At 60.6% G+C, this 26,254-nt stretch carries 24 protein-coding genes; 16 read left to right on the forward strand and 8 right to left on the reverse strand.

Translation table 11 applies throughout. The annotated features are described in order from the left end of the window. Window positions 1-101: 101 nt before the first annotated feature. Window positions 102-986 (reverse strand): sigma-70 family RNA polymerase sigma factor, encoded by an 885-nt coding sequence (locus tag PH562_RS11270; RefSeq protein ID WP_285173045.1) that lies wholly within the window; start codon window positions 984-986, stop codon window positions 102-104. A gap of 134 nt (window positions 987-1,120) precedes the next feature. On the opposite strand from PH562_RS11270, the gene PH562_RS11275 reads away from it, so the two are divergent. Continuing rightward, window positions 1,121-1,579, forward strand: a complete 459-nt coding sequence (locus PH562_RS11275) for a carboxymuconolactone decarboxylase family protein (protein ID WP_285173047.1) — start codon at window positions 1,121-1,123, stop codon at window positions 1,577-1,579. Between the two features lie 53 nt (window positions 1,580-1,632). On the opposite strand, the gene PH562_RS11280 is transcribed toward PH562_RS11275, so the two are convergent. Further along, window positions 1,633-2,544, reverse strand: coding sequence for a LysR family transcriptional regulator (locus tag PH562_RS11280; protein WP_095435644.1), 912 nt, complete (start codon window positions 2,542-2,544; stop codon window positions 1,633-1,635). A gap of 231 nt (window positions 2,545-2,775) precedes the next feature. Between PH562_RS11280 and PH562_RS11285 the strand changes: the two genes are divergently transcribed. The 6 genes from PH562_RS11285 (at window position 2,776) to PH562_RS11310 (ending at window position 13,132) form a co-directional block, all read left to right on the forward strand. Next, window positions 2,776-3,588 (forward strand): alpha/beta hydrolase fold domain-containing protein, encoded by an 813-nt coding sequence (locus tag PH562_RS11285; RefSeq protein WP_113229929.1) that lies wholly within the window; start codon window positions 2,776-2,778, stop codon window positions 3,586-3,588. A 170-nt stretch (window positions 3,589-3,758) separates the two neighbouring features. Beyond that, the gene (locus tag PH562_RS11290; protein WP_285173049.1) at window positions 3,759-4,949 is read left to right on the forward strand and encodes an efflux RND transporter periplasmic adaptor subunit; all 1,191 of its coding nucleotides are present in this window, start codon (window positions 3,759-3,761) and stop codon (window positions 4,947-4,949) included. A 120-nt stretch (window positions 4,950-5,069) separates the two neighbouring features. Further along, entirely contained in the window at window positions 5,070-8,267 is a 3,198-nt protein-coding gene (locus tag PH562_RS11295) for an efflux RND transporter permease subunit (protein WP_113229931.1), read from the forward strand. 273 nt (window positions 8,268-8,540) lie between these two features. Then, the gene (locus tag PH562_RS11300; RefSeq protein ID WP_285173052.1) at window positions 8,541-9,425 is read left to right on the forward strand and encodes an NAD(P)-dependent oxidoreductase; all 885 of its coding nucleotides are present in this window, start codon (window positions 8,541-8,543) and stop codon (window positions 9,423-9,425) included. Between the two features lie 7 nt (window positions 9,426-9,432). Continuing rightward, entirely contained in the window at window positions 9,433-11,217 is a 1,785-nt protein-coding gene (locus PH562_RS11305; protein ID WP_285173327.1) for an IlvD/Edd family dehydratase, read from the forward strand. A 145-nt stretch (window positions 11,218-11,362) separates the two neighbouring features. After that, window positions 11,363-13,132 carry a bifunctional diguanylate cyclase/phosphodiesterase gene (locus tag PH562_RS11310; RefSeq protein WP_285173053.1) on the forward strand — a complete coding sequence of 590 codons (1,770 nt, stop codon included), beginning with the start codon at window positions 11,363-11,365 and terminating at the stop codon, window positions 13,130-13,132. 26 nt (window positions 13,133-13,158) lie between these two features. Here the strand turns inward: PH562_RS11310 and PH562_RS11315 are convergent, their stop codons facing one another. Next, window positions 13,159-14,181 carry a YeiH family protein gene (locus PH562_RS11315; protein WP_285173055.1) on the reverse strand — a complete coding sequence of 341 codons (1,023 nt, stop codon included), beginning with the start codon at window positions 14,179-14,181 and terminating at the stop codon, window positions 13,159-13,161. A gap of 116 nt (window positions 14,182-14,297) precedes the next feature. Between PH562_RS11315 and PH562_RS11320 the strand changes: the two genes are divergently transcribed. Then, window positions 14,298-15,179 (forward strand): LysR substrate-binding domain-containing protein, encoded by an 882-nt coding sequence (locus tag PH562_RS11320; RefSeq protein WP_285173057.1) that lies wholly within the window; start codon window positions 14,298-14,300, stop codon window positions 15,177-15,179. 21 nt (window positions 15,180-15,200) lie between these two features. Here PH562_RS11320 and PH562_RS11325 read toward each other — a convergent pair whose 3' ends face one another. Then, window positions 15,201-16,010, reverse strand: a complete 810-nt coding sequence (locus tag PH562_RS11325; RefSeq protein WP_113229936.1) for a DeoR/GlpR family DNA-binding transcription regulator — start codon at window positions 16,008-16,010, stop codon at window positions 15,201-15,203. Window positions 16,011-16,323: 313 nt separating this feature from the next. On the opposite strand from PH562_RS11325, the gene PH562_RS11330 reads away from it, so the two are divergent. Further along, a complete protein-coding gene (locus tag PH562_RS11330; protein WP_285173058.1) occupies window positions 16,324-17,202 on the forward strand; it encodes a choline/ethanolamine kinase family protein in 879 nt (292 codons plus the stop codon). 9 nt (window positions 17,203-17,211) lie between these two features. After that, window positions 17,212-19,659, forward strand: a complete 2,448-nt coding sequence (locus PH562_RS11335) for a GcvT family protein (protein ID WP_285173059.1) — start codon at window positions 17,212-17,214, stop codon at window positions 19,657-19,659. A 47-nt stretch (window positions 19,660-19,706) separates the two neighbouring features. Here PH562_RS11335 and PH562_RS11340 read toward each other — a convergent pair whose 3' ends face one another. Further along, a complete protein-coding gene (locus PH562_RS11340; RefSeq protein ID WP_285173060.1) occupies window positions 19,707-20,411 on the reverse strand; it encodes a P-loop NTPase family protein in 705 nt (234 codons plus the stop codon). Window positions 20,412-20,476: 65 nt separating this feature from the next. Between PH562_RS11340 and ung the strand changes: the two genes are divergently transcribed. Continuing rightward, entirely contained in the window at window positions 20,477-21,178 is a 702-nt protein-coding gene (ung, locus tag PH562_RS11345; protein WP_112415417.1) for a uracil-DNA glycosylase, read from the forward strand. Here ung and PH562_RS11350 read toward each other — a convergent pair. Both PH562_RS11350 and PH562_RS11355 read right to left on the reverse strand, forming a co-directional pair. Continuing rightward, window positions 21,172-21,582: a type II toxin-antitoxin system VapC family toxin gene (locus tag PH562_RS11350; protein WP_285173062.1), complete on the reverse strand. Its 411-nt coding sequence runs from the start codon at window positions 21,580-21,582 to the stop codon at window positions 21,172-21,174. The two genes, ung and PH562_RS11350, sit on opposite strands and share 7 nt — an antisense overlap. Further along, a complete protein-coding gene (locus PH562_RS11355; RefSeq protein WP_285173063.1) occupies window positions 21,582-21,836 on the reverse strand; it encodes a type II toxin-antitoxin system Phd/YefM family antitoxin in 255 nt (84 codons plus the stop codon). The genes PH562_RS11350 and PH562_RS11355 overlap by 1 nt, the downstream gene beginning before the upstream one ends. Window positions 21,837-22,055: 219 nt before the next feature. Here PH562_RS11355 and PH562_RS11360 point away from each other — a divergent pair, with 219 nt between their 5' ends. Together PH562_RS11360 and PH562_RS11365 are read left to right on the forward strand one after the other, a co-directional pair. Continuing rightward, complete coding sequence (locus PH562_RS11360; protein WP_285173064.1) at window positions 22,056-22,988, forward strand: VOC family protein; 933 nt, start codon at window positions 22,056-22,058, stop codon at window positions 22,986-22,988. A 14-nt stretch (window positions 22,989-23,002) separates the two neighbouring features. Beyond that, window positions 23,003-23,614 (forward strand): alpha/beta hydrolase, encoded by a 612-nt coding sequence (locus tag PH562_RS11365; protein ID WP_285173065.1) that lies wholly within the window; start codon window positions 23,003-23,005, stop codon window positions 23,612-23,614. 50 nt (window positions 23,615-23,664) lie between these two features. Here PH562_RS11365 and PH562_RS11370 read toward each other — a convergent pair whose 3' ends face one another. Beyond that, the gene (locus PH562_RS11370; protein ID WP_113229944.1) at window positions 23,665-24,090 is read right to left on the reverse strand and encodes a hypothetical protein; all 426 of its coding nucleotides are present in this window, start codon (window positions 24,088-24,090) and stop codon (window positions 23,665-23,667) included. 246 nt (window positions 24,091-24,336) lie between these two features. Here PH562_RS11370 and PH562_RS11375 point away from each other — a divergent pair, with 246 nt between their 5' ends. The 3 genes from PH562_RS11375 to PH562_RS11385 all read left to right on the forward strand — a co-directional run bounded on the left by PH562_RS11375 (window position 24,337) and on the right by PH562_RS11385 (window position 26,190). After that, window positions 24,337-25,233 (forward strand): DMT family transporter, encoded by an 897-nt coding sequence (locus PH562_RS11375; protein ID WP_113230130.1) that lies wholly within the window; start codon window positions 24,337-24,339, stop codon window positions 25,231-25,233. Between the two features lie 61 nt (window positions 25,234-25,294). Further along, window positions 25,295-25,684 (forward strand): RidA family protein, encoded by a 390-nt coding sequence (locus tag PH562_RS11380; RefSeq protein ID WP_285173066.1) that lies wholly within the window; start codon window positions 25,295-25,297, stop codon window positions 25,682-25,684. Beyond that, window positions 25,684-26,190 (forward strand): VOC family protein, encoded by a 507-nt coding sequence (locus tag PH562_RS11385; RefSeq protein ID WP_285173067.1) that lies wholly within the window; start codon window positions 25,684-25,686, stop codon window positions 26,188-26,190. The genes PH562_RS11380 and PH562_RS11385 overlap by 1 nt, the downstream gene beginning before the upstream one ends. The last annotated feature ends 64 nt before the right edge of the window (window positions 26,191-26,254 follow it).

Raw genomic sequence — 26,254 nt, forward strand, 5'->3', positions numbered from 1 at the left:
TCGTCCTGGCAAACGCACTCATCCGGGAAGATCGCTTTTGGACGCCTCAACAAGCTTGACTAAGACGGATACTGCGCACTTTTCCTGGAATTGCTCTAATCTCAGGTTTCAATCAAAACGATCTCCAGCTTGCGCAGTTCTTCCGGATCGGCCATCGCGTCGATAACGGTAATCATGCCATCTGCATTGAGGGTGCAACGCAGGGCGATGCGCAGCTGTCCGTCGATGACGACGATGGCACCGACCGCGCCGTTGATGACCGCCAACCGGGCTCCCCGCGCACGGCCCCGGAAGGTCTTGGCGACATCCACGCGCCCGCGGATTTCGCCGGCCGCTCCCATGCGGGCGGCAACCGCATCCGGCCGGAAGACGGCTTCGGGATCGAGGACGGCGAGTAGCGCCTGCAGATCGCCGTCACGAGAGGCTGTGAAGAAGGCGTCTACGACGTGGCGCTGGCGGGTGAGGTCGGCCTCCGTCGTTGATGGCGTGTCCTGCACGCGGCGGCGGGCGCGGCTCGCAAGCTGGCGTGTCGCGACAGTCGTGCGCCCCAGAATCGGGGCAATGTCATCGAAAGAGGCGTCGAACATATCGTGCAGGACGAAGGCAAGCCGTTCGGCCGGGTTCAGCTTTTCCAATACGACCAGAAGAGCGAGGCCGACGGAGTCCGCGAGCAAGGCATCCTGTTCCGGGTCGGTGCCGTTTCCAGCCTCATGCATCACCACCGGCTCTGGAACATGGATGGTCAGCGGCTCCTCGCGGCGCGATTTGCGTGATCGCAGCAGATCGAGGCAGATGCGCGCCGTGACAGTCGTCAGCCAGCCGGCGAGATTTTCAATCTCCAATGCGTCGCTCCGGACAAGGCGCAGCCATGTCTCCTGCACCGCATCTTCCGCCTCCGTGCGCGAGCCTAGCATGCGGTAGGCGACGGCGCGCAGATGCGGCCGGTTCGCCTCGAATTTCTCTGCCTGCCACTTTTTTTCGTCCATCGGTCACATCTCCTCGTCCTCATCCGTCAAACCCATGACGAACGAAATCCGGCCGGTGTGACATCGGATCGGCGGGAAAGTGCATCGTCGGGAGATGAGCCGCAACAGGGCTCTCACAATCAGAGGAAAGAATTATGCAAGCTCGTATGAAGAACCCGGTCCTCGTTCTGCCCGAAACGCTGCAGGCGCTCTTGGCCGTCAGCAATTCGATTAAAGATCGCGGCCTGTCGGAAAACATCATGGACCTCGTGCATCTGCGCATCAGCCAGATCAACGGCTGCAGCGTCTGCACCGACATGGGCTTTCGCAAGCTGCAGAAGGCGGGCGAGACCATGGAGCGCATCGTCGGTGTCTCCGCCTGGCGCGAAATGCCCTACTTTTCCGATGCCGAACGCGCCGCTTTGGCACTTGGGGAAGCCGTCACCCGCCTTGCCGACCGGCCGGATGCCGTCACAGACGAAATCTGGAACGAGGCCACAAGACACTACGACGAAAAGGCGCTCTCCGCCCTCATCATTGCAATAGCGATCGACAATGTGTGGAACCGACTGAACTCGACGGTTCGTCAGCAGGCAGGCGCTTCCTGGAACTGATTGTTCGCAATCGGCACCACCTTCTTCACAGAGAGAAGAAGGTGGTGTGCGTCTCAAGCTTCGCCGACCCGCGAGGTTGCCAGCAGCTTCGCCAGCCAGTCGACGAAAACGCGTACCTTGTTGCTCAGATGCCGGTTGGGCGGATAAACGATGTGCATGGGCAGCGTCGGCCGGGTCCAGCCGGAGAGGACGGGCACGAGGTCGCCCTTGGCAAGGGCATCCCGCGCCATGAAGCTGGGAACCTGCGCGATGCCGAGGCCGGTCATGGCTGCTTGCAAATAGCTGCGGCTGTCATTGACCGAGAGGATGTAGCGGGGAGTGATTTCCAGCGACTCGTTGCCGCGTTCGAACAGGAAAGGAATCGTGCGGCCGGTTTGCGCGCGGAAATAGCTGACCGCGTAGTGACTGGTTTCCAGCTCCTCCGGCCGCTCCGGAATGCCGTGCTTCTCGATGTAAAGCGGAGCGGCGCAGGTGACGAGATGGATCTCGCCGACCCGGCGAGCGATCAGCGACTGGTCGCTCGGCATGCCGGCACGCAATGCGCAATCGACATTTTCGGCCAGATAGTCGACCAGCCGGTCCCCGACGCCGAGGTCGATATGGATATCCGGATAGCGCTGGTGGAAATCGCAAAGCGCCGGCATGACGATCTTTTCGGCGAAGGCGCCGGCCATTTCCACGCGCAGGCGGCCACTTGGCAGGCTCTGCGAATTGCTGATGCTGCCGTCCAGCTCCTCTATCTCGGAGAGGATCTGAATCGCCCGCTCGTAATAGAGCGCGCCATCCGTCGTCACCATGACGCGGCGGGTCGTACGGTTGAGGAGTTTCGCGTGCAGATGCGCCTCCAGCGACTGGATGAGCGTCGTCACCGTCGCTTTCGGCATGGAGAGGGCGGCTGCGGCGCGGGTAAAGTTACCCGTCTCCACCACACGCGCGAATGCCCGCATTGCTGATAACTGGTCCATTCCATGATGTCCCTCGACCCGATGAAAAGAGGTCGATTGTTTGTAATGGTGAATAGTCTGATCGAATATAGGCTACTTATTCTCGAAGCGGAATAACAATATGTTCTTTTCAAGATTGTTGCAATGCGGCACGGGGGCGCTGAAAGCCGCATTATCGAGAATATGATTGTGAAGCATGCTAAACGGTTGCTGCATCATCATATTCACTCGAACAGACAGGGATTTGGGTTGATGAGTGCGCCGTGGAAAGATGTTGTGCTGGAAAACGTGCCTACGGGGCCGGTGGAAGCGCGGATCTACAACGGTGAAGGTTTGAAGAAGGCGGCACCCCTTGTGCTTTATCTGCATGGCGGCGCCTTTCTCGATACCTGTCACGCGACCAACAGGCCAGTGGCGGCAAGCCTCGCTGAGGCCGGAGCCATCGTAGTTGCGGCGGATTATACCAGCTGCAATCAGAATGCTTTTCCGAAGGTGCTGGAATGCGCCTACGGGCTTCTCGCCTACCTCAGCAACAAGCGGAACATGCTTGCGCTGGGCGGAGCGAAAAAATCGCTGCTGTTTGTCGCCGGTGAGGAATCGGGTGGCAATGTTGCAGCGGGCGTCGCTTTAAAGGCGCGCGATCAGATGCCGGGTTCGTTGGACGGACAGGTTTTGATATCGCCTTTGCTTGATCCCTTCATGGGATCGAAATCTTTCCTCCAGGCGGAGGAAAGCGGCATGCGCGAGCGCTGGACGGAGGGTTGGAACCGTTACCTGGGTTTCCTGGGCGGTGTCTGTCACCCCTATGCAGCGCCTCGATACTGTTCGCGGCTTTCGGGCCTCGCGCCGGCATTGGTGCTCACGGCCGAGGACGACCCGCTCCGCGACGAGAGCATGGAATACGGCAGTCGGCTGAAAGCGGCTGGCGTCCGTGTTCGCCAGCAAGTCCTTCCCGCCGGGACAGGCTGGCCCACCCTCTATGGCGGGCAGTCGAAGGACAGACCTTCATGGCAGCAAGATATCTGCTGTTGTTTCAAGGGTTTTGTCGAAGACGTGCAGGCTTGATCGACTAGGAGATCCTGTTCGCGAGGGATGAGCGCGGATTGGGCTGATGTCGAAGGCATGAGACCGGAGCGATGGTCACGCGGATGCGCGGTGCTTCGGCCCCTGATTTTGTTGAGACGATAGGAATTTGAGGTCCCGTATCCCAAGACGGGGCCAAAGGAGAGACTGACATGAAGTCCAACGATAAGCGCTGGGCCCTGTGGGGCGCCGGCATGGGTGTTGCTGCGGCTGTTGCTGGTGGGGCCTTCTATCTGGAGCTGCCGCGCGGCGCGCAGGCAACAGAGGCGGCGAGCCCGGCCGCAAAGCCGGCTATCCCCGTTACGGTTGCGGCCGTCGAGCCGCGTGACATCACACCCTGGCAGGAATTTTCCGGCCGTCTGGAAGCCATCGACCGTGTCGAGGTCCGGCCGCGTGTCGCCGGAGCGATTCAATCGGTGCATTTCCGCGAGGGCGCCCTGGTCAAGCAGGGCGACCTGTTGGTGACGATCGATCCGGCACCCTATGAGGCGGCTGTTGCCCAAGCTCAAGCCCAGGTCGGGGCAGCAAAAGCCAAGCTCGATCTCGCTAAAGTCGAAGTCGATCGCGGCCGGAAGCTCTTCGACAACAAGACGATTTCGCAGAGTGACATGGATACCCGCACCAGCAACTCTGCCGAGGCAGAGGCCAATCTGAAGGCTGCAGAGGCAGCCCTTCAGACCGCGCAGCTGAACCTCGACTATACGCAGGTCCGCGCCCCGATCGCCGGCCGCGTCGGCAAGATCGCCGTCACCGTCGGCAATCTCGTGGCTGCCGGTTCGTCGTCGCCGGCACTGACGACGCTCGTTTCGGTCGATCCGATCTATGCGAGCTTCAGCGCCAATGAGCAGACCGTAACGCAGGCTCTGGCCGAACTGCCGGCAACCGGCGGCGCTGTTCCGCCCGTCGAGCAGATCCCGGTTCAGGTCGGCACGGCAAGCGACAATGGCACGCCGATCAAGGGCAAATTGCAGCTGATCGACAACGAAGTCGACGCAGCAAGCGGCACCGTCAGCGTTCGCGCCGTTTTCGATAATCCGGGCGGTCGTCTCATCCCAGGTCAGTTCGTGCGGGTCCGCATGGGCCAGCCGAAGGCCGAGAACAAGATCGTCATCGACGACCGTGCAGTCGGCACCGACCAGGACAAAAAGTTCGTCTTCGTTGTGGATGGCGAGAACAAGGTCAATTACCGGCAGGTCCAGCTCGGATCGCTGGTCGATGGCCAGCGAGTGATCGAGAACGGCTTGAAACCTGGCGAAAAGATCGTCGTCAACGGGTTGCAGCGCATCCGTCCCGGTGCAGTCGTCGCGCCGCAATTGGCAGAGAAGGTCGCGACCGCTCAATAAGACTTCGCCTTCTGCCCGTGGGCAGAAGGCCGACATTCCGAAATCACATGATCCGCCGACGGCTCTCAAATCGTCGGACAGGAATTTTGCATCCGTTCTCACCCCAGAGGGGGCTTTGATATGAACATCTCCAGATTCTTTGTCGACCGCCCGGTCTTTGCCGGTGTTCTTTCGGTCCTCATCGTGGTCGCCGGCCTGATCGGCCTCAGAGCGCTGCCGATCTCCGAATACCCAGAGGTCGTGCCCCCGTCGATCGTCGTGCGCGCCACCTATCCGGGCGCCAACCCGACCGTCATCGCCGAAACGGTGGCGACGCCGCTCGAAGAGCAGATCAACGGTGTCGAGGGCATGCTCTACATGTCCAGCCAGGCGACATCAGACGGCGTTCTCAACGTGACGGTCACCTTCAAGCTCGGCACCGATCCGGACAAGGCGCAGCAGCTCGTGCAGAATCGCGTTTCGCAGGCCGAGCCACGCCTGCCCACGGAAGTCCGTGCCCTCGGCATCACGACCGTCAAGAGCTCGCCCGACTTCATCATGGTCGTCAATCTCGTCTCGGACGGGGCCGACCACGACATCACCTATCTGCGAAATTATGCGACCCTGAATATCAAGGATCGGCTCGCCCGGATCGAAGGCGTTGGGCAGGTGCAGGTCTTCGGCGCCGGCGACTATTCCATGCGCGTGTGGATCGATCCGCAGAAGGCGGCCGAGCATAATCTTGCCGCCAGCGACATCAGCAATGCGATCAGCTCCCAGAACGTCCAGGCTGCGGCTGGCATCATCGGTGCCTCACCCAGCCGGCCGGGCGTAGATCTGCAGCTCAACGTCAATGCCCAGGGCCGCCTGCGCACACCTGAGGAGTTCGGCAACATCATCGTCAAGACGGGCGCCAATGGCGAGATCACCCGCCTTCGCGACGTCGCTCGCGTCGAGCTCGGTGCGGAAGACTACACGCTGCGTTCGCTGCTCGACGGCAAGCCGGCGGTCGCCGTCGCAGTTCTCCAGGCGCCCGGTTCGAACGCGATCGAGATCGCGAACAACGTGCGCTCGACCATGAATGTGCTGCAGCAGGCCATGCCGGCGGGCGTTAAGTACGAGATCGTCTATGATACGACGAAATTCGTCCGCGCCTCGATCGAGAAGGTGATCGACACGCTGCTCGAAGCCATCGCGCTCGTCGTCCTCGTCGTCATCCTCTTCCTGCAGACATGGCGCGCCTCGATCATCCCGCTGATCGCCGTTCCGGTGTCGATCATCGGCACCTTCGCGGTGATGTATGTCTTCGGCTTCTCGATCAACGCGCTTAGTCTGTTCGGCCTGGTGCTGGCGATCGGTATCGTCGTGGACGACGCGATCGTGGTGGTGGAGAACGTCGAACGCAATATCGAGAGCGGGCTCAGCCCGCGAGACGCCACCTACAAGGCCATGAAGGAAGTCTCCGGTCCGATCATCGCGATCGCGCTGGTCCTCGTCGCGGTTTTCGTGCCGCTCGCCTTCATCTCCGGCCTGTCCGGCCAGTTCTACCGCCAGTTCGCGCTGACGATTGCCATCTCGACCGTCATCTCGGCCTTCAATTCGCTCACCCTGTCTCCTGCGCTGGCATCTCTGCTCCTGAAGGGCCATCATGCGCCGAAGGATCGGTTGACGCGGGTCATGGACGCGGTCTTCGGCTGGTTCTTCCGCGGCTTCAACCGGGCGTTCGGAGCCGGTTCGAAATATTACGGCAAGGGCGTCGGCCGTCTGGTCTCGCGCAAGAGCATCGTCATGGTGGTCTATCTCGCGCTGGTGGGAGCGACCTATAGCCTGTTCACAACGGTTCCAGGTGGTTTCGTGCCGTCGCAGGACAAGCAGTATCTGATCGGCTTCGCACAGTTGCCGGATGCTGCAAGCCTCGACCGTACGGAAAGCGTGATCAAGCGCATGACTGATATCGCGCTGAAGCAGCCGGGCGTCGCCAATGCGATCGCCTTCCCGGGCCTGTCGATCAACGGCTTCACCAATTCCTCGAATGCGGGCATCGTTTTCGTGACGCTGAAGGACTTCGACGAGCGTAAGACGCCGGACCTTTCGGGCGGGGCGATCGCCATGGCACTGAACCAGAAGTTCGGCGCCATTCAGGATGCCTTCATCGCCATGTTCCCGCCGCCGCCGGTCAACGGTCTCGGTACGACGGGCGGCTTCAAGCTGCAGATCGAGGATCGCGCCGGTCTCGGCAACCAGGCGCTCGATCAGGCGGCCAAGGCAGTGATCGGCAAAGCCTACCAGACACCGGAACTCACCGGCATCTTCTCGAGCTTCCAGATCAACGTGCCGCAGCTCTTTGCCGATCTCGACCGCGCCAAGGCCGAGCAGCTCGGGGTCTCCGTCACCGACGTCTTCCAGGCGCTGCAGATCTATCTCGGTTCGCTCTATGTGAACGACTTCAACGCCTTCGGCCGCACTTACAGTGTCCGCGTGCAGGCCGATGCCAAGTTCCGCGCTCAGCCGGAAGATATCGGCCAGTTGAAGGTTCGTTCGGCATCGGGTCAGATGATCCCGCTTTCAGCCCTGCTGAAGGTGGATGCCACGACGGGTCCGGAACGCACGAACCGCTATAACGGCTTTCTGGCAGCTGACATCAATGGCGGCCCGGCGCCCGGTTTCTCGTCAGGCCAGGCACAGGCAGCGATCGAGAAGATTCTGCATGAGACGTTGCCGCCCGGTATAGACTTCGAATGGACGGATTTGACCTACCAGCAGATCCTGGCCGGCAATTCCAGCGTCGTCGTCTTCCCGCTGGCGCTGCTCCTGGTCTTCCTTGTGCTGGCCGCCCAATACGAGAGCCTAGCCTTGCCGCTCGCCATCATCATGATTGTGCCGATGGGCGTCTTGGCGGCGCTGACCGGCGTCTGGCTCACGGGTGGAGACAACAATATCTTCACCCAGATCGGCCTGGTGGTGCTCGTCGGTCTATCGGCAAAGAACGCGATCCTGATCGTGGAGTTCGCCCGCGAGCTGGAATTCGAGGGCCGCACGCCGGTTCAGGCTGCGATCGAAGCCAGCCGTCTGCGTCTGCGCCCGATCCTGATGACCTCTATGGCCTTCATCATGGGTGTCGTGCCGTTGGTCACCTCGACCGGTGCCGGTGCCGAGATGCGCGCCGCCATGGGTATCGCGGTGTTCTCGGGCATGATTGGTGTGACCTTCTTCGGCATCTTCATGACCCCGGTGTTCTACGTGTTGATCCGCAGGCTGACAGGCAATCGTCCGCTCAAGCAGCATCACCACAACGACAACGAACATTCGGCGGAGGTACTCCCGATCGCCGCCGAATAGAGGCCTTGCCGAATCGACCTCCAGTCCTCGACAGGCCAGGGGCGGGACCGAAAGGTCCCGCCTTTTCCTTTATCTGCGGCCTATTCCGAATTCAGGGTCGAAGAATTTTCGGCTAGGTCGCCGATTTTCTTTGCATGCTGGCACCATAGGTTTATCAAGCTCTTGGATGATTTGATTGACGTACATCGGGCATGAGGAGTGGCCGGTTGGCGCAAGGACCCAAAGGGCGATAGCATACCTCGGGGTTGGTGCGTCGCATTCGGAGGATAGTCTATGAGCGGCAGGAAGATCGCTTTTCTCGGCACGGGATTGATGGGTGCGCCGATGGCGCGGCGTTTGCTGGCCGCCGGGTTTGCCGTGACCGTCTGGAATCGCGATCGCAGCAAGGCGGAACCTCTGGCTGCCGATGGCGCAACCGTCACAGATACGGCGGTAGAGGCGGCGCGGGGAGCCGCGGTGCTTTTCACAATGCTGACGAATGGCGGAGCTGTCGGCGAAGTCCTGTTCGGCAGCGGCGTGGCCGATGTGCTGGAGGCTGGCGCGATCGTTATCGACAACAGCTCGATATCGCCGGCCGTTGCCCGTGAACATGCCTTCAAACTTGCCGAGCGCGGTATCCGACACATCGATGCGCCGGTCTCCGGTGGCGTGGTGGGGGCGGCTGCCGGAACGCTCGCGATCATGGCTGGCGGCGATGCCGGCGTCATCGACAGCGTGCGCGATATCATGGCGCCTCTCGGGCGCGTAACCCGTGTTGGTCCGAGCGGGACAGGCCAGCTTGCAAAGCTCGGCAACCAACAGATCGTCGCCGTAACCATCGGAGCCGTTGCGGAAGCGATGCTGCTGGTCGAGGCCGGCGGCGGTTCGCGCGAGGCTTTTCGTGACGCTATTCGCGGCGGGTTCGCCGAAAGCCGGATTCTGGAGCTGCATGGCCAGCGCATGATCGAACGCAACTTCGAGCCTGGCGGCACAGCCCGCAATCAATTGAAGGATCTCGATACGGTGCTGGCGGCGGCGCAGAACCTGTCGCTTCATCTGCCGTTGACCGAAGCCGTCCGAGCCGAGTTTGCCGAATTCGTCGAAAACGGCGGCGGCGAGCAGGATCACAGCGGCCTGCTACAGCATCTGGAAGACAAGAATGTCCGAGGAAAGGCTTGAGGAAGAGATGAGCGATCAGCGTGCATCCAAGCGTCGTCTGCGTTCGCAGGACTGGTTCGACAATCCGGATCATATCGATATGACGGCGCTCTATCTCGAGCGCTTCATGAATTACGGCATCACGCCGGAGGAATTGCGGTCCGGCAAACCGATTATCGGCATCGCCCAAAGCGGTAGCGATCTGACACCCTGCAATCGCCATCACCTCGATCTCGCCAAGCGCGTGCGCGACGGCATTCGCGATGCGGGAGGCATCCCGATCGAGTTTCCGACGCATCCGATCTTCGAGAACTGCAAGCGTCCGACGGCGGCGCTGGACCGCAATCTCGCCTATCTTGGCCTGGTGGAAGTGCTCTACGGCTATCCGCTCGATGGCGTCGTGCTGACGACCGGCTGCGACAAGACCACGCCATCGGCATTGATGGCGGCCTCGACAGTCAATATTCCCGCGATCGTTCTCTCCGGCGGACCTATGCTCGACGGTTGGCATGAAGGCGAGCTTGCCGGCTCCGGCACGGTGATCTGGCGCTCGCGCCGCAAGCTGGCGGCAGGCGAGATCGACGAGGAGGAGTTCATGGAGGCGTCTCTCGCCTCGGCTCCATCGATCGGCCATTGCAATACGATGGGAACGGCTTCCACCATGAATGCCATGGCGGAAGCGCTTGGCATGTCGCTCACCGGCTGTGCCGCCATTCCAGGCGCCTATCGCGAGCGGGGACAGATGGCTTACCGCACGGGACGACGAGCCGTCGAGCTGGTTCTTGCCGATATCAAGCCCTCGGATGTGCTGACGCGCGAGGCTTTCCTCAATGCCATCAGGGTCAATTCCGCGATCGGCGGCTCGACCAATGCGCAGCCGCATCTGGCCGCCATGGCCAAGCACGCCGGCGTCGAGCTCCATCCCGACGACTGGCAGGTGCATGGTTTCGACATTCCGCTGCTTGCCAATGTACAGCCGGCGGGCGCCTATCTCGGCGAGCGCTTCCATCGTGCCGGCGGCGTTCCGGCCATCATGTGGGAGTTGCTGCAGGCCGGCAAGCTGGATGGCAGCTGTCCGACGGTCACCGGCCGGACGATGGCGGAGAATTTGAAGGGCCGGGAGGCGACAGATCGCGAGGTCATCCGTCCCTTCGCACAGCCGCTGAAGGAGCGCGCCGGCTTCCTGGTGCTCAAAGGCAATCTGTTCGATTTCGCCATCATGAAGATGAGCGTCGTCTCAGAGGAGTTCCGCAGCCGCTACTTGCAGGAGCCGGGCCACGAAGGCGTGTTCGAGGGGAGGGCGGTTGTTTTCGACGGCTCCGAGGATTATCACAAGCGCATCAACAATCCCGATCTCGGCATCGACGAAAGGACCATTCTCGTCATCCGCGGCGCTGGGCCGATCGGCTGGCCGGGATCGGCGGAAGTCGTCAACATGCAGCCGCCGGATCATCTTCTTAAAAGGGGCATCAAGAGCTTGCCGACGATCGGCGATGGGCGCCAATCTGGCACGGCCGACAGCCCCTCCATTTTGAATGCCTCGCCGGAAAGTGCGGCCGGCGGCGGCCTTGCCTGGCTCAGGACCGGTGACATCATCCGCATCGATTTCAATCAGGGACGCTGCGACATGCTGGTGGACGAGGCGGAGATCGCGCGTCGCAAGGGCGACGGCATTCCGGCGGTGCCGCCGGATGCGACGCCATGGCAGCGCATCTATCGCCGTTCGGTCACGCAGCTTTCCGACGGAGCCGTGCTGGATGGCGCCGCCGATTTCCGCGGCATCGCTGCCAATCCGCCGCGGCACAACCATTGAGAGGCGCCGGCCGTTGGCAGGGATTGCAGTGCTGCTATTAATTTGGGTAGCTTGCGCAGGCATTAAAGTTCGCGAAAGGGAGTAGTGCAACTATAATTGGCTGCGATTAGTTGGTCTCTTCAGTTTCCGAAGGGGGTAGTGCTCTTTGGCAGAGACGACATCAGGACGAAGCGAAGAAGAGTTCCAGGACCTTTTGAGGAGGCTGGAGCTGGCGCTGGAGGCGTCTCAAATCGGTGTCTGGCAGCATAATGTCAACGAGCAGGAATTGCTCTGGGACTCGCAGATGCACAAGCTCTACGGGACCGGACTTCATGAGCACCGGGTTTCGTCAGACGTCTGGATGAATGCGCTGCATCCCGAGGACCTCGAAGGGGCTATCCGCGACTTCGATGTCGCGCTGGCCAGGAAGGGTTTCTACAATTCCCAGTTCCGCATCATCCTGCCCGGAGGCGAGGTGCGTCATCTGCGCTCGCGCGCGCATTATTATGAGGATGCCGACGGGGCGCCTTCTTTCATCGGCGCGGAATGGGACGTCACCGCCGACGTCCTGCTCAATCGCGAGCTGAGTGGTCAAAAAGCGATCGCCGAAGCGCGTGCCGTTGCATTGGAGCACAGTCGCGCGCGAATAGAACATGCCGCCGATCACGACTATCTCACGGGCCTTCCAAACCGCCGCTATTTCGACCGGCGTCTGGCCGAGTTGCGCAACGATGCGTCTATCGGGACTCTTGCGATCCTCCATATCGATCTCGATGGGTTCAAGGAGATCAACGACAAATGGGGTCATGCGGCTGGTGACGCCACGCTGCAGAGCGCTGCCGCCCGCATTTCCGGAGCGATAACCGCCAACGACATCGTCGCCCGCATCGGCGGCGACGAGTTCGTGGCCGTGCTGGTCAATATCGGCAGTGTCGAAAGGCTTCAAGCGATCGCCGACGACATTCTATCCCGATTGCGCCGCGAAGTGCGTTTCGGCAACGAGATGCTGAAGATCGGCGCGTCCATTGGCGGGGCGATAGGCCAGACGAGCGGCGCAGGCAATCTGCTGGCAGAATCCGATGTCGCCCTTTTTCAGGCCAAGAAACTTGGCCGCAACCGGGTGGAGTTCTTCACGCCGCAGCTCCAGTCCGATCTGCATGCAGAACGCCGCCTAGCCGACGAGTTGCGATTGGCGCCAGTGCTGCGACAGATCGAACCCTTCTATCAGATTCAGGTGGATGCGCAGAGCCGCCGCATCGTCGGATTGGAGGCGCTGGCACGCTGGCGGCATCCGGGAAGGGGATTGCTGAGCCCCGTGGCCTTCCTCAAGGTCGCCGATGAATATGGATTTACCGCAGAGATCGATGCGGCCGTGCTGAAGCGCGCACTGGCGGATCGGGCAGCCTGGGTTTCGCAGGGCCTTTCACCGCCGCGCATTGCTGTGAATATCTCTGGTCGCCGGCTTGCCGATCCCGACCTGATCGACGGTTTGAAGGCGCTCAGAATACCGCGCCACGCCATCGCCTTCGAGCTGGTGGAGACCATCTTTCTGGATGAGCCCGACGAGGCCGTGCTTGCCAATATCGCAGGTATCAAGGAGATGGGAATCGATATCGAGATCGATGATTTCGGCTCTGGTCATGCTTCGCTGATCGGTCTCGTCAAGCTGAAACCGAAGCGGCTGAAGATAGACCGTCAGCTGGTGACTGCGGTTACGGTGTCTGAGGAGCAGCGTCGCCTCGTCGGCTCTATCATCGAAATCGCACGCACATTGAATGTCGAGGTGGTCGCCGAAGGGGTCGAGACAGAGGATCATGCGCGCGTTCTCGCCGAGGTCGGCTGCGACGAGCTTCAAGGCTATGCCATCGGCTATCCTTCTTGCGAAAGCGAGACCGCGGCTTTGCTGAAATCAGCCGAGGCATCGAGCCTGAGTTGATCCTCGGCCAATCTTTGCGGCGGATGCTACTGAATCTGCAGGGCGAGGATCAGACCGTAGCTGATGGCGCCCAGCGTCAATAGCGATAGCGTCGCTGCGGCAATCACCCGACCGCCGGCATGGGCGACGGAGCGGATATTGACCGACAGGCCGAGTGCGGCCATGGCGATGACGGTCAAAATGCCGGAAACAGTTTCCATCGGTGCCGCCAGCGTATCCGGGATCAGCCCGAAGGAGCGCAGCGCCATCAATCCCAGGAAGCCGCAGATGAACCAGGGGACCAGAGAATGGTGATGGCCGCCGCGTCCATCCGTTCCTGTCGCCTCCGTCTTGGTGATGATGCCGAGCAGGAAGATGACCGGGCCCAGCATCAGGACGCGGACGAGCTTGACGAGCGTGCCGGTCTGGACAGCGAGCAGGCCGACGGGCGCGGTCGCTGCCAATACTTGCGGCACGGCATAGACCGTCAATCCGGCAAGGGTTCCGTATTGCGGCACACTCATGCTGAAGTGGAAATAGAAAAGCGGCAGCAGAAACACGGCGGCAATGCCGAGGACGGCGGTAAAGGCAAGCGCTGCGGCGATCTCCTGCGAGTCGGCCTCGATCACGGGCGCAACGGCCACGATTGCCGAATTGCCGCAGATCGAGTTGCCGCAGGCGATCAAGGTCGCGAGCTTCGGCGGCAGGCCGAGCGCCCGGCCGATGAGATAGGTGGCCGTGATTGACAGCAGGACGACGATGGCGATGCCGGCAATCAGCCAGACGCCGGCGCCGCGGATCGACGAAAGGCTGATGGAGGCGCCGAGAAGGACGATGGCGATTTCCAGAAGAAGCTTGGCGCTGAAATCGATGCCAGGCTTCATCGCCGGCTTCAGCGGCTTGATCGTGCAAACCGCAATGCCGAGGGCGATGGCAAGCACCAGGCTTTCGATCCACCGGCCACCAAGGAGGCCCACCTCAACATGCTCCGCAGCATAGGCCAGAAGGGCGACGCCCGAGGTGAGTGCGAGGCCGGGAAGGATCTTGTTTGTTCGTTGAGCGATGGACATGGGGCGCCGTCATTCGTTTCTTGTGATTTGGTGACGGCTGGAAAGTCTCATCTGCCGATGTCGACATCCATCGAATATTATCCTATGTTTCATTCGATAAATTAGAATGATTTCCCATGACCTTCGAGCAACTTGCAATCTTCGTCGCTGTCGCCGAGCGAGAACATCTGACCAATGCCGCAGAAGCCATCAAGCTGACGCCATCCGCCGTCAGCTCTGCGATCAAGAACCTTGAGGCCTATTACGGCGTGGAGCTGTTTCATCGCGTCGGTCGAAGGATCGAGCTGACGGAGACGGGCCGATCCTTCCTAGGAGAAGCAAGGACGACTCTTGCACGTGTGCGCTCAGCCGAACTCATGCTTTCGGAACTGGGCGGGCTGCAGCGCGGCCGCCTCAGCCTCTATGCCAGCCAGACCATCGCCAGCTACTGGCTGCCACCCCTGCTGATGCGGTTTCATAGCGACTATCCCGGTATCGAGCTCGATCTTACGATCGGCAATACGCGAACCGTAACCGAAGCCGTTATCGACGGTGCGGCCGAACTGGGTTTCATCGAGGGCGAAGTGGATGCGCCGGCGCTGTCGATGAAGATCGTCGCACAGGATGCGCTCGTCATCGTCGTGCCGCCGCATCATCCCTGGGCCGATGGTCGGCAGCTCACCGCCGCCGATCTTGCAAGCGGCACATCCTGGGTGATGCGGGAGGAGGGGTCGGGCACGCGTTCCGAATTCGAGAATGCGGTTGCCAGGCTCGGGGCTTCGCCGCGTGAACTCGATGTTGCGCTCGTTCTCCCTTCGAATGAGGCAGTGTTATCGGCAGTTTGCGCCGGCCAAAGTGCGGCGGCCGTTTCCAGTGCTGCGGCAAGCGCCTATCTCGGGCAGGGGCTGCTGGTTCGGGCGGCATTCGATCTGCCGGTCCGGAGCTTCCGGCTGCTACGCCATAAGGAGCGCCACGCGAGCAAGGCGGCACTGACGCTGGAGGCGATGTGCAAAGGTTAAGTGCCTGATTTGACGGTCCTGTTACCGTCGTTCGTCCCGTTGCCGGTTGGCGATCACCAGCTTGATCTCGTTGCGCTCCAGCATGGCGCGAATATCGGCCGGTGGGGTGTCGTCGGTGACCAGTACGTCGTAGGTCGCAGGTTCGCTGAGGACGATCGGCGCGCTGCGGCCGAATTTGGCGCTATCGGCGACGACGATGCGGTTTTCGGCGCGGCTGGCCGCCTCCCGCGAATATTCCGCTTCTTCCAGATCATGCAGCATGAAGCCGGAAGCGGCGTTGATGGCACCGACCGAAAGGATCGCGTGGCGCACATTGAAGCGGCGCAGGAAATTGGCGGCCTCCATGCCGAACGTGCCGCCATCATGGCCCCGCAGCTCGCCGCCGGCAAAGAAGACACGATTGCCATTGCGGGTCGCGAGCGCATGGGCAACCGCGACGGCGTTGGTGACGACGAAGAGGTTCTGATGCTTCTGCAGCGCGACGGCGATGAAGGCGGTGGTCGAGCCGACATCGAGAAAGAGCGCATCGCCATCCTCGATCATGGCGGCGACCGAGGCGGCGATCATCCGCTTGGCCTCGGCATTTTCGTTCATGCGCAGATGCAGCGGCGGCTCGATCATCGAGTCCTTGATATGGACCCCGCCATGCACCTTGGTCACAAGCCCGTTGGCCTCCAGGCTGCGGATGTTGCGGCGGATGGTTTCTTCGGAAACGCCGAGCCGTTCGGCCAGGAACTGGATGCGGCTGGCGCCGCCAGCTAACCGCAATTCCTCGAGAATTTCGCGCTCGCGATGGTTGGAGTGCAGCGGTGGCTGGGATGTGCCCGGCATGGTTCCTGATCCTATTGAGGGTATTGATCCCAAACTTGCATGGCTTTCGACTGGCCGGTTCCGTTGCTGGCGCAAGCCTTAATGCACGCAGCCCTTATCCGGTTGCTTCGCGCCTGAGTTTTTAAGACAAATCTCACCTACGGTGAAGCGCAGTCTTTAGGATATCCATAGCTCATCCGATTGGAGATGGTTGCTCGATTCCAACAAAAAGCCAAATATTCGTTTCATTTTGTGGGCCGGTTCTTGACAGCCTTACGTTTGTGGGGAACCTTCGATATCCGATGGATGCTCAGCAGCAGGACCGGAGGGGGGAATGACTGCGACGGCGGAAGACAGGATACATTCTCTCAGCATCTGGCGCGGGCCGATCGACATCGAACCGCTGGTGGGCGGCATTACCAATCGCAACTATCTGGTCGGCAATGATGGCCGCCGCTTCGTCGTGCGGCTCGGATCGGACATTCCCGTTCATCACATCAGCCGCGCAAACGAGGTGGCTGCGAGCAGGGCCGCCCATGCTGCCGGTCTTTCGCCTGCCGTGATCCATCATGAGCCCGGCATATTGGTGCTGGACTATATCGACGCAAGGCCGCTGTCAGCCGATGATATAAGAAATCCAGTCATGATGAGCCGGGTCGTGCCGCTCGTCCGGTCCTGTCATCGGGACGTCGCCCGGCATTTTCGCGGACCGGCGGCTATCTTCTGGGTCTTTCATGTGGTCCGGGATTATGCGGCTCTGCTGGAGGCCGGTGACAGTCGACACAAGCCGTTGCTGACTTCCTTTCTGGAGATTGCCGAACGGCTCGAACGCGAAGCCGGTCCTTTCGAAATCGCCTTCGGACACAACGATCTGCTGGCGGCGAATTTCCTCGATGACGGCAAGCGGCTATGGCTGATCGATTGGGATTATGCCGGCTTCAACACGCCGCTTTTCGATCTCGGCGGCCTTGCCTCCAACAATGAATTCTCGGAAGCGCAGGAAGAGGCGATGCTGGAGGTCTATTTCGAGGCTCCCGTCGGTGACGATCTGCGCCGGCGCTATCAGGCGATGAAATGTGCTTCGCTCCTGCGCGAGACGATGTGGAGCATGGTTTCGGAAATCCATTCCGACATCGATTTCGATTATTCTTCCTATACAGCTGAAAATCTCAGGCGCTTCGAGCGCGCTTGGCAGGATTTTCGCAATTCTTGAGGTGACACGATGAAGGAACTGCCTGCTACCGCAAAGACCGTCGTCATCGGCGGCGGCATCATCGGTTGCTCGACGGCCTACCATCTCGGCAAGCTCGGCTTCACCGATACCGTGCTTCTGGAGCGCAAGAAGCTGACCTCGGGCACGACGTTCCATGCCGCCGGTCTCGTCGGCCAGCTGCGCACCAGCGCCAACATCACGCAGATGCTCGGTTATTCCGTCGATCTCTACAAGAAACTCGAGGCGGAGACGGGGCTTGCCACCGGCTGGAAGATGAATGGCGGGTTGCGCCTTGCCTGCAACGAGGAGCGCTGGACCGAGGTGAAGCGGCAGGCGACGACGGCACAGTCCTTCGGCCTGCAGATGCACCTGCTGACGCCGCAGGAGGCGAGGGACCTCTGGCCGCTGATGGATGTCGATGATCTCGTCGGTGCCGCCTTCCTGCCGACCGACGGCCAGGCCAATCCTTCCGATATCACCCAGGCCCTGGCAAAGGGCGCCCGCATGAGCGGCGTGTCGATCTTCGAGGATACCGAGGTCCTCGATCTAGAGATCGACAAGGGCCGGATTCGTGCCGTCATCACCGAGAAAGGCCGCATCGAATGCGAGCGTGTCGTCGTCTGTGCAGGGCAGTGGACTCGGACTTTTGCCGGCCGCTTCGGCGTCAACGTTCCGCTCGTCTCGGTCGAACATCAATATCTCATCACCGAATCCTTCGGCGTGCCTTCCAACCTGCCGACTCTGCGCGATCCGGATCGGCTGACCTATTACAAGGAGGAGGTCGGCGGGCTGGTCATGGGCGGCTATGAGCCCAATCCCATTCCCTGGGCGCTCGATGGCATCCCTAGGGATTTCCATTACACCTTGCTCGACAGCAATTTCGATCATTTCGAGCAGATCATGGAGCAGGCGCTGGTGCGCGTGCCGGCGCTGCAGACGGCCGGCGTCAAGCAGCTGCTTTGCGGGCCGGAGAGCTTTACCCCCGACGGCAATTTCATTCTCGGCGAGGCACCTGAGCTGAGGAATTTCTTCGTCGGCGCAGGCTTCAATGCCTTCGGCATCGCCTCTGCCGGCGGCGCCGGGATGGCGCTTGCCGAATGGGTCGCCAAGGGCGAGCCGCCTTACGATCTCTGGCCTGTCGATATCAGACGCTTCGGACGTCCGCATTTCGATACCGACTGGGTGCGCACCCGCACGCTGGAAGCCTATGGCAAGCATTACACCATGGCCTGGCCCTTCGAGGAGCATTCCAGCGGCCGGCCCTGCCGCAAGTCGCCGCTTTACGACAGGCTGAAGGCACAAGGTGCCTGCTTCGGCGAAAAGCTCGGCTGGGAGCGACCGAACTGGTTTGCCGATCTCTTTGCTGGCGAGGAGCCGAAAGATGAGTACACGTATGGACGGCAGAACTGGTTCGATGCTGTCGGCCGGGAGCACAAGGCGGTGCGCGAAGCGGCCGTCATTTTCGATCAGACCTCCTTTGCTAAATTCGTGCTGAAGGGCAGGGATGCCGAGGCGGCGATATCCTGGATCGCTTCCAATGACGTCGCCAAGCCAGTTGGCGCCCTGACCTATACCCAGATGCTCAACGATCGGGGCGGCATCGAATGCGACGTCACCGTCGCCCGCATCGCCGAGAACGAGTTCTACATCACCACGGGCACCGGCTTTGCCACCCATGATTTCGACTGGATCGCCCGCAACATTCCGTCCGAAATGCATGCGGAGCTGGTCGATGTAACCTCTGCCTATTCGGTGCTGTCGCTGATGGGGCCGAAGTCGCGCAAGATATTGCAGGCCGTGACGTCGGCCGATGTTTCGAACGCGGCGTTCCCCTTCGGCAAAGTGAAGACCGTTGGTATCGCCGGCTGCCCGGTGCGGGCGCTGCGCATCACCTATGTCGGCGAACTCGGTTATGAGCTGCATGTGCCGGTAGATTATGCGGCTGGTGTCTATGACGTGCTGATGGCCGCCGGCCGCGAACATGGTCTCGTCAATGCCGGCTATCGCGCGATCGAAAGCTGCCGATTGGAGAAGGGCTATCGCGCTTGGGGCTCGGATATCGGGCCGGATCACACTCCGATCGAAGCCGGGCTTGCCTGGGCGGTGAAGACGAAGAAGGACATTGCCTTCCGCGGCAGAGAGGCGATCGAGCGGCAGCTGGCCTCGGGCGTGAAGAAGATGCTCGCCTGTTTCGTGCCCGACGATCCCGAAACCGTGCTTCTCGGCCGTGAGACGATTTATCGCGACGGGCGGCGCGTCGGCTGGCTGTCGAGCGGCGGCTACGGCTACACGATCGGCAAGGCCATCGGCTACGGCTATGTCCGCAATCCCGACGGCGTAACGGAGGATTTCGTGCTTTCCGGACGCTATGAGCTCGATGTCGCGCAACAGCGCGTGCCGTGCCAAGTGTCGCTGAAGCCGCTTTATGATCCGCAAATGGTGCGGATCAAGGGGTGATTGGTGGCCGCGCGCGTTAACTCAACGCGAGCATTTCGGTATGAAGCCTATCGTCTGCTTGGCAGATCCCATGCCCGATAAAGGTTATTGAGAGCCTCGGCCGTGTGGCATTCCACCATCGGCAATTCTGCTTCCCGTAAGATATTTGCGTATTTGGCGCCGCTGTTGCGGGTCTTTACGAGTATCCAGTGAATCATCTCCCATTTGATGCTGTCCTTGGCGCCTTCGAGATGGCCTGCTCGATCTGAGCGGTTGATCAGGGTCCGCTTGAGATAGCGAGAAAAGCGCAGCCAATGATTGGAGGTGATGAGGATGGCGCCGGTAGCGCGGGCCAAACGTTGCGGCATCAGGCGCGTATAATTGCCTTCCATGATCCACTGCTCGCCAAGAATGGCCGCATCATGAAGTGCTGCGAATTCTGCTTCTGGGCGCTGTTGCCAATCGGTATGGGGTAGATGATGAAGCTGATCGAGATGGATCGTTTGAAAGCCAAGCTTTTTGGAAAGTGCAACCGCCAGGGTTGACTTACCGGCATTGGAAGGGCCGAGCACGACAATGCGCTCGCCAAGGGAATGCAAGGGAAGCATGGGGCACCGGTCGGAAAATTGGGGTGGTTTCCAATGGCCGAAGCGAACCACCTTGTCAACGCTTGCGTGTCCTGCTGCTATTATTGCGTGATTTGCGAGACAAACCTGGAAGCAGGCCAGATCAACTCCCGAAAACTGTGATCTCCCTACCGCGGCGTCCGCCATTTTCTTGACATGCCGTTGCTTTCGTCCTCAATCGGCATGCTGGCAACAGATGGAGGCGGAAGACGATGGCGGAAGCGAACATCAAGCTGGAGGAGAGCTGGAAAGAGGCGCTGTCTCCGGAGTTCGAAAGCCCCTACATGCAGCAGCTCAAGGCTTTTCTCGTCGAGGAGAAGCAGCGCGGCAAGGTGATCTTTCCCCGTGGCAGCGAGTATTTTCGGGCGCTGGATCTGACGCCGCTTGACGAGGTGCAGGTGGTCATTCTCGGGCAGGATCCCTATCATGGTTTCGGCCAGGCACATGGGCTCTGCTTCAGCGTGCGCCCCGGCGTGCGCATTCCGCCGTCGCTGGTCAATATCTACAAGGAACTGGAAACCGATCTCGGCATTCCGCCGGCGCGCCATGGCTTTCTCGAAAGCTGGGCGAAACAGGGCGTGCTGTTGCTCAACAGCGTGCTGACGGTGGAGGAATCCCAGGCCGCCTCGCATCAGGGCAAGGGCTGGGAGCGCTTCACCGATGCGGTGATCCGCAGGGTTAACGACGAATGCGACGGCGTCGTTTTCATGCTCTGGGGCTCCTATGCGCAAAAGAAGGCCGCTTTCGTCGATACCGAGCGCCATCTGGTGCTGAAGGCGGCGCACCCTTCGCCGCTATCGGCCCATAACGGCTTTCTTGGCTGCCGGCATTTTTCCAAGGCCAATGCCTATCTGGCCGAGCATGGCCGGGAGCCGATCGACTGGGCGCTGCCGAGCAATCCTGAGGCTCAGTAAGGTGTCTCGTCCCACGGGTTGCTGATCAAAGCGCCGGTGTCGTCGAAATCTCCGACGTTGCGGGTGACGACGATAAGGTCATGAACGATCGCCGTTGCCGCGATTAAACCATCGGCGTCACCACGTGGCCGCTGTGCCGCGATGCGGCCCCATTCGACGGCAATCTGATCGCTAATCGGAAGAATGCGATTGCGATGGTCGTGCCGGAGCTTACGCAACCATTCCTCCAGATGTGCTGCAGTACGCGGGTCCGATTTTCTCTTGAGCGCGATCCCGCGCATGATCTCTCCAAGTGTGATGACACTGAGATAGATGGTGGAGGGGTCGACCGAGCGCAGCCACGTAATCGCTTGGGAATTACCGCGCCGGATTTCCGAGACGACGTTGGTATCGACCAGATACATCAGAAAAGGACATCCCGGCTTGGCGTTTTATCTCGTTTAGATACGGCTTCGGCCAATTCGTCGTCCCAAGCAGGCCCCAACAGCAAATCGTCGGCAAGGCTTGGTTTGCCGGCCAGAAGTACATCATAGTCTTCGGCAGACAGGACGACAGCCGCCCGTTCGCCGCGCAAGGTGACAATTTGGGGCCCTTCGCTGCGTGCTTTCTGCACGACTTTTGAAAACTGGTTCTTTGCATCCTGTAATGGCCAATCCATCGAAAGCCTCTCTGGCTAGACTGTCTAGCTTAAAGTAATATCGCTCTTGTTTGGAATCAAGAGATAAGAGCGATATCGCTTTGCTGTGAACGATCCGAATTTATCGTTCACTCATTGAAGACAATCCGTTTGGCTATTGAGGGCTATCGAAATACCGCCCACAAGACCATCTTCTGCCCATGAGAAACGCCTGCCGGTGCAGGCGAGAAGGGGTTTAAGATGCTTAACCAGATCAAAGGTCTTCACCACGTTACCTCGATGGCGGAAGACGCCCGGACCAACAACAAGTTCTTCACGGATACGCTTGGCCTGCGCCGCGTCAAGAAGACGGTGAATTTCGACGCTCCCGATGTCTATCACCTCTACTATGGTGACGAGGTCGGCACGCCCGGCACGATCATGACCTACTTCCCGTTCCCGAAGATGGCGCGCGGCCGCCCGGGTACTGGTGAAGTCGGCAATACGGTCTATTCCGTTCCCGAAGGCTCCATCGGGTACTGGACCGAGCGGCTTGGCCAGCGCGGTATCGAAGGCTTGAAGGCTGACGAATCCTTCGGCCAGAAGCGCCTGCATTTTGCCGGTCCGGATGGCGATGGCTTCGCGCTCGTCGGGGTCAAGGACGACAAGCGTCAGCCCTGGACGCATAACGGGGTCGATGCCGAACATGCCATCAGGGGCTTCCATTCCGTTGCCATGCGGCTCAGGGATGAAGGCGCCACGGCCGAGCTCTTGAAATACATGGGTTACGAAGTTGTCGATACGCATGAAGGCGTCAAGCGGCTTGCCATTCCCGGCGGTAACGGTGCCGACTATGTCGACCTTGAGACGATGCCGAACATCAATCGCGCGCTTCCGGGTGCGGGCTCCGTCCACCATGTCGCCTTTGCCGTCGAAAACCGCGCAAAGCAGCTCGAGGTGCGCAAGGCGCTGATGGACACGGGCTACCAGGTCACCCCGGTCATCGACCGCGATTACTTCTGGGCGATCTACTTCCGTACGCCGGGCGGCGTGCTGTTCGAAGTCGCCACCAACGAACCCGGCTTCGACCGTGACGAGGATACGGCCCATCTCGGCGAAGCACTGAAGCTGCCCGAACAGCACGCGCATCTGCGCGGCCTGATCGAGCAGCATCTGGAGCCGCTGGAAGGCTAATCGGAGAGAAAGCAATGATGGATAAGAGTTATGTGCACCGGCTGAAAGCCGGTGCATCCGGGAAGCCTATTTTCTTTACCTTCCACGGCACTGGCGGCGACGAGAACCAGTTCTTCGATTTTGCCGCTCGCCTGCTGCCGGATGCAACCATCGTCTCGCCGCGCGGCGATGTCTCGGAATATGGTGCGGCGCGCTTCTTCCGTCGGACGGGCGAGGGCGTCTATGATATGGGCGATCTTGCCCGCGCCACGGCAAAGATGTCAGCCTATGTCTCGGAGCTGGCGGCCGAATATGGCGCATCGCAGGTGCTTGGCCTCGGTTTTTCCAACGGGGCCAATATCCTCGCCAGCGTCCTGATCGAGCATGGCGATCTGTTCGATGCGGCCGTACTGATGCATCCGCTGATCCCCTTCCAGCCGAAGGACAATGCCAGGCTTGAAGGCAAGCGCGTGCTGATCACGGCGGGTGAGCGCGATCCGATCGCGCCGGCGCCGGTCACCAAGGCGCTCGCCGATTATTTTGCGCGACAGGATGTGGAGGTTACGCTCGAATGGCATCCGGGCGGCCACGATATCAGGCCCAACGAAATCGAGGCTATTGGCAATTTCCTGGCGCCCTACGCTTAGAAATTGTCAAAAACACCGGCTGCGCGGCAGAGACTATGCTGCGCAGCCTGCTATTTGCCGATCAGGCGCATCATCGCCTTCGCTTGAGAGGCAGCCGCGAGTTTTCCCTTCTGGTCGATATAGTCCGTTCCGCAGAAGCGGTTCAGATTGGCAAAATCCATGCTGTCCGGTTGGGCATGCCTTGTTTCGACAATGACCATGCGCCAGGCGCAGCCGAGCATCTTGTCGGGTTGGATTGCCTGATCGCAGCCTGTGCTCAGGCATAGAGCGACGTGTTTCTGCGCCCGATATCCGCCCGCGATGGCTTCCTCATAATCGGCCTTCCAGCTGTCGCGTGTATGCTCGCAACGGGCTGGATTGCTGCTCTGGCTGCATTGGACCATCTTGTCGACATAGGTTTGCGCCGGCGGCCATAAGGGACCGTCTACCAGGCTGACGCAGCCGCACGCAAATAAGGTGGCCGACAGCAGGCGCAATTTGATTCTCCTTCGCCAAAGTCGTCGGAACCGTAGAATGATCGTAAAGATGTGCAAGATCAATGTGATCTTGCCAACAGCAACGGTGAGACCGCGCTCCTTGTTTGCTCACGGCAGAGTGTAGCGTGACCTTCCTGCAACCCTTGCCATCTTCCGGCATCCGCGATACGCAACGGCGCAAGCTTTGCTTGTAGACATCATTGCCGCCCGCTAATGCTCTGCCGCGAGAGGGCGGAGGATTTCATCGTGACGCTGGCGGAACAGCAGCAATACAGGCTGGGCGTAGTCTATGTGGCGCTTTCGGCGCTCGCCTGGTCGACCTCCGGTCTCTTCGTGCGGGCGATCCATGCCGATCTGATGACCATTCTGTTCTGCCGAGGAATCGTCTCCGGTCTCGGTGTGTTCGCGCTGTTTTTCTATATCGAGCGGCGTAATGCCTTTCGCATATTGCGTTCCATGCGCGGCCCGTCGCTGGCGGCGACGATCTTTTCCACCGCCTCGATGATCAGCGGCATCGGCTCGATCTATTATACGTCGGTCGCCGATGCCATGGTCATCTATGCGACCGTGCCCTTTGTCACCGCGGGGGTCGCTTTTCTCTTCATCCGCGAACGCCCCAACATGAGGACGCTGATTGCCAGCGGCGTAGCCTTCATCGGCGTGCTCGTCATGCTTTCCGGCCATGCAAGCGAAGGCGGCAGCTGGCTCGGCAAGGGACTTGCCGCCGTCATGACGCTGACGGTCGCCTGCCTTGCCGTCGTTATGCGCCAGCACCGCAACGTTCCGATGCTGCCGGCGATGGCGCTTTCCGCCTGGCTGTGTTCCTCCATTACCTTCTGGTTCGCCTCGCCGCTTTCGATCTCCGGGCAGGATCTCGGGCTGATCATCGCCTTCGGCATTATCCAGAACGCCATGGGTCTCAGCCTCTATACCTTCGGCTCGCGGCTGGTTCCGGCGTCGGATGCCGCCCTGCTGACGGCGCTCGAAGTGCCGCTGACGCCGCTGTGGGTCTGGATGATCTTTGCCGAGCACCCTTCGACGGCGACGCTCATCGGCGGGCCGATCGTGCTTGCAGCACTTTTCGGACATATCCTGTTGGAAGTGCGGCGGAATCGAGCGGTGACATCGGCTCAGGCCCACTGACCGACTTGCCCCTTCCATCACAAAATGCTGATATCGGCATGGTCATCAGGAGTCGGAATCGATGAAAAAGGTCTTCAATCCCGCATCTGTCCGCCGCCCTTTCGGCAATTACAATCACGGCCTGCTGGTGCCGCCGGGCGCGAGCCTGCTGGTCACCTCCGGCCAGCTCGGCATCGGTATCGACGATCGCATTCCGCCTGACGTTACCGGCCAGGCCGAGCTGTGTTTCAAGGCGATCGGCGCTATCCTCGAGGAAGCCGGCATGGGGTTTGCCGACGTCATCCGCATCAGCGGTTTCGTGACCACGCGCGAGGATTTTCCAGCCTATATGGCTGTGCGCGATCGCTATGTCCAAAATCCCGCACCGGTCTCCACGCTGCTGATCGTCGGCGGGTTTACGCGGTCCGAATTTCTGGTCGAGGTCGAGGTCACGGCGGCGAAGGTGATGTGATGACGGCCGGCCATCCCGAACGTCCGGCCGATCCGTCTATGCCGCGCATTCTGGGGCTTTACGAGACGCATCTGGCGGTTGCCGATCTTCAGCGCTCGATCGCCTTCTATCGCGATGTTCTGAAGCTGGAAGTCGGGACCGTCATCGAGAGCAGGAATGTTGCCTTCCTGTGGATCGACGATAAGCGGATGGGCATGCTCGGCCTTTGGGAAACGGGCAGTTCTCCTCTCAAGATGCGCCTCCATATTGCCTTCAGAACCTCTCTCGCCGATGTAATCGGCTCCGCCGCCGCATTGAAGGCTCATGGCGTTCAGCCGAAGGGTTTCAATGGCGAGCCCCTCGATGAGCCGGTCGTTGTCGGTTGGATGCCGGCCGTCTCGCAATATTTTTCGGATCCCGACGGGCATTCGATCGAATTCATCCATGTGCTTGAGGAGGCGGCCGATCCGGATTTCGGAGTGAAGCCCTATTCGCAATGGTTGTCGCGGCCGAAGCCGGCAGTTTGACCGGCACCGGCCAGACCGCCGTTTCAACCGGCTTTTCGTCGGCTTGCTTATGGTCCAAGCGAAG

The organism is Rhizobium centroccidentale (assembly GCF_030182565.1).
Classification (GTDB): domain Bacteria; phylum Pseudomonadota; class Alphaproteobacteria; order Rhizobiales; family Rhizobiaceae; genus Rhizobium.